This window comes from Kitasatospora sp. NPDC002551 (assembly GCF_040296005.1).
Lineage (GTDB): Bacteria > Actinomycetota > Actinomycetes > Streptomycetales > Streptomycetaceae > Kitasatospora.
On record NZ_JBEOWI010000141.1, the window covers coordinates 1 to 4,048 of the forward strand.

The window sequence follows — 4,048 nt, forward strand, 5'->3', positions numbered from 1 at the left end:
AGCGACACCCCCGTCATCACCCTCGACGCCCGACGCCGCGACAGCGCCAAGAGCGCCCTCATCACCCTCGTCGAACACGCCCTCCTCGCCCGGCTCCGCTGAGCGGAACCCGAGGCCGGCGGCCCCGGCACCCCGTCGGCGTGACGGGGTGCCGGGGCACGTTCGCTTGCGGAGAGGTGTCGTCCGGACGCCGGACGCAAGACCCTCGCATAAGCAGCGGATAACAGTTCGGTAGGCATTTGGTGATCAACAATGACTGTTTGTAGCGAATCGGCATCACTCAGCGCCAGAAGTCCACAGTTTTGCGCCAACATGTCGGCGAATGTCCTGAATTGCACCGCGCGCTTCGCCCACCAGCAGCTGTTTGTCCCCCATCCCTGCACGTGCTGAAATTCCAGCTACCCCTGGATCCCGTGCGGCTGTCGTTCCCCGGAACGGACGGCCCACCGGGGGTAGCGCTGGATTGATCCATGGCCGGCTGTCGGCCGAGAGGTAGTTGTCGAGTGAGGCGTAAGCAGCAGGTCGCCCCGCAGCGGCGCTCCGAGCCCCGCCAGAGCGAGCCGAACGGCACCGCACCGGAACCGGGCGGGTTCTCGGCGTTCACACCGGTCGAGGAACGGCCGCAGGCCGCCCCGGCGCCGCAGCAGCCCGGTCCCGGCGAGAACCGCGCGTCCGGCCCCGGTACCGGCACCGGCCCCACGCCCGGCTCCGGCACGGAGGACACCGGCCCCAAGGGCAGCCGGTACGACTTCGTGCGCCCGCGCAACTGGCGCGTGCCCGCCCGTCTGATCGCGATCCTGCTGATCCCGGTCGTCATCGGCCTGGTCTTCGGCGGCCTGCGCGTCAACACCTCGATCGACGGCTTCGTCAAGGCCGACCGCGCCCAGCGCACCGCCGCCCTCGCCAAGGCCGCCACCGAACTCGCCGAGGCGCTGGAGAGCGAGCGCGACAAGACGCTCATACCCCTGATCACCAAGCAGGACCCGAACAACGACGTCACCAAGGCGCGCTCGACGACCGACGCCGCCCTCAAGGCGTACAACGCGGCCTACGAGGCGAGCGACAAGTCCGGCGAGCTGCCGCGCCGGCACGAGGCCTTCCAGCAGGTGGTCGTCCACCTGCCGCAGCTGCGTGCCGGCGCCTACGCCGACAACCTCTTCGCCTCCGCGACCGTCAGCGCCTACTCGGTGATGTTCGCCCCGCTGCTGTCCTACGACAACTCGGTCGGCCTCGGCTCGTCCAACCTCACCAGCAAGGGCCGCTCGATCTACGCGATGTCGCTGGCCAAGGCCTCGGCCTCGACCCAGCGCGCCCTCATGCTGCAGCTGCTGGTCGGCATCTCCGCCCAGAAGACCACCCGGTACGAGAACGTCGACCTCATCCAGCAGCTGCTGGTCGCCCAGCGCCTGGAGCAGACCGCGCTCTCCGAGTTCAACACCGGCAGCGCCCCCGAGGACGCCAAGCAGTACGCCGACGCCCAGGTCGCCCAGGCCAACGCCGACCAGCGCGCCGCCTACCGGATGCCCAACGGCAGCGTCCCGACCATGCAGGGCCTGCTGAGCCTCGGCACCGCCTACACCCAGGCCGCCGCCGCCGGCCAGTCCCAGGGCAAGGACGTCGCCGACCGCGCCTACAAGGACGCCAAGGACTCCGGCCTGACCCCGGAGAACTGGAACCAGGCCGCCAACACCCACATCTCCAGCCTGCGCGCCACCGAGGTCGCGCTGCTGGACGACGTGCTCCAGGACGCCGCCGATCTGCGCGACAACGCCCGCTTCGACGCCATCCTCAACTCGCTGATCGTGCTCACCGCGCTGATCCTCGCCGGTGTCCTCACCGGCTACGTGGCCCGCTCGATGATTCTCGGCATGCGCACCCTGCGCAACGCCGCCCTGGAGATCGCCGACCACCGCCTGCCCGAGCTGGTCGAGCGGCTCTCCAAGACCGACCCGGACCGGGTGGACACCAACGTCACCCCGATCCCGCTGCACGGCAAGGACGAGATCGGCGAGGTCGCCCGGGCCTTCGACCAGGTCCACCGGCAGGCGGTCGCGCTCGCCGCCGAGCAGGCCCTGCTGCGAGGCAACGTCAACGCGATCTTCACCAACCTGTCGCGCCGCAGCCAGAGCCTCATCCAGCGCCAGCTGGCGCTGATCACCGACCTCGAGAACAACGAGGCCGACCCGGACCAGCTGGAGAACCTCTTCAAGCTGGACCACCTCGCCACCCGTATGCGCCGCAACGGCGAGAACCTGCTCGTCCTCGCGGGCGAGGAGGCCGGCCGCCGCTGGAACACCCCGGTCCCGCTGGTCGACGTGCTGCGCGCCGCCGCCTCCGAGGTGGAGCAGTACGAGCGCGTCGAGCTCTCCGGCATCCCCGAGGCCGAGGTCGTCGGCGCCGCCGTGACCGACCTCGTCCACCTGCTCGCCGAGCTGCTGGAGAACGCCACCACGTTCTCCAGCCCGCAGACCCGGGTGCTGGTCAACGCGACCCGCCTGCCGGACGGCCGGGTGCTCGTCGAGATCCACGACAAGGGCATCGGCCTCACCGCCGAGGACTTCGCGGAGATCAACGAGAAGCTGGCCGAGCCGCCCACGGTCGACGCCACCATCTCCCGCCGCATGGGCCTGTTCGTGGTCGGCCGGCTCTCCCAGCGGCACGACATCCGCGTCCAGCTCCGCCCGTCCGGCGAGTCGGCCGGCACCACCTCGCTGGTCATGCTGCCGCCGTTCCTGACCCAGATGGCCGCGGCGCCGGAGCCCGAGGAGCAGTTCACCGTCTCCCGGATCTTCGCCGAGCAGGAGCCGGCCGCCGAGTGGGGCGCCGACCGCGACCCGGTCCGCAGCGCCGCCGAGCTCGGCTTCGACGACCACCTCACCGGCATCGGCAACTCCGGCTCCACCGGCTTCAGCCCGGCCCTGGAGGCCGTCCAGCGCTCCCAGCGTCTGGACCAGGTCCGCCGCGCCGCGCTGGAGGCCGGGCCGCAGGACGGCCCGGTGGTGGACGCCGGGGTCGAGGACGACTACCCGGCCTACGGCCGGGACGGGCAGTACCCGCAGCAGGGCTACGACCAGTCCGGCTACGGCGACGACCAGTACGGCTACCAGGACGAGTACGGCCAGGACACCGGCTACGACACCGGCGGCTACCGGCAGGACGGCTACGGCCAGTACCCGCAGCAGGGCTACGACGAGTACGGCCGCCAGGACGGGTACGGGCAGCAGGACCGGTACGCGCCGCAGGACGAGTACGGCCAGGACGCCGGCTACGACCGCTCCGGCCACGCCGGCGACGACCAGTACGGCCGCGGGGCCGAGGAGGCCCCGGCGGGCCACCCGTACGCCCCCGAGCAGCCCGCCCTCCCGGCCGCCGACGCCGCTCCCACCACCCTGCCGTCCGGGCTCCCGCAGCGCCGCCCGGGCCAGCAGCTGGCCGGCGGCGGCTTCCCGGCCGGCCAGCCGGACGCCAACGGCGGCGGCGAGAGCCCGAACTGGTTCACCGGTGCCAGGGACACCTCGGCCACCCCGGCCGAACCGCGCGGCCACGACGTGTCCGCCCTCGGCGGCTACGGGCCCACCGGCCCGACCGCCGCCGGCAGCACGGCCTGGCAGTCGCCCAACGACGGCGACTGGCAGCGCGCCGAGAAGCTCCGCGAGCCCTCCTCCAGCGGCACCACCCCGGCCGGCCTGCCCCGGCGCGTGCCGAAGCAGAACCTGGTGCCGGGCAACGCCAAGCCCACCCCGCAGGACGGCCCGCAGGTCTCCCGCGCCCCCGAGGAGGTCCGCGGCCGCCTGACCAACCTGCGCCGCGGCGTCGAGCAGGGCCGCAGCAGTGCCGGTACCACCGGAAGCTTCCGGATCGACCCCGATCAGGTAGACCCGTCCGGCAACGGACAGCAGAATCGCAGCACCGATCTCTTCGGCGGCTCGAACCACCAGGAGCGTTGAGTTGAGTCAGATGAGCCAGGCCGCACAGAACCTGAACTGGCTGATCACCAATTTCGTGGACAACACCCCCGGGGTGTCGCACACGGTGGTGGTCTCCGCGG

Annotated in this window: 1 protein-coding gene and 2 pseudogenes; all 3 read left to right on the plus strand. The window is 71.8% G+C overall.

The features are described 5' to 3' along the window. Positions 1-102 (plus strand): annotated as a pseudogene (locus ABT093_RS40510) (ATP-binding protein); the annotation flags it as partial. A gap of 401 nt (positions 103-503) precedes the next feature. Beyond that, positions 504-3,947 (plus strand): sensor histidine kinase, encoded by a 3,444-nt coding sequence (locus tag ABT093_RS40515; RefSeq protein WP_350572521.1) that lies wholly within the window; start codon positions 504-506, stop codon positions 3,945-3,947. A 10-nt stretch (positions 3,948-3,957) separates the two neighbouring features. After that, positions 3,958-4,048 (plus strand): annotated as a pseudogene (locus ABT093_RS40520) (roadblock/LC7 domain-containing protein); the annotation flags it as partial.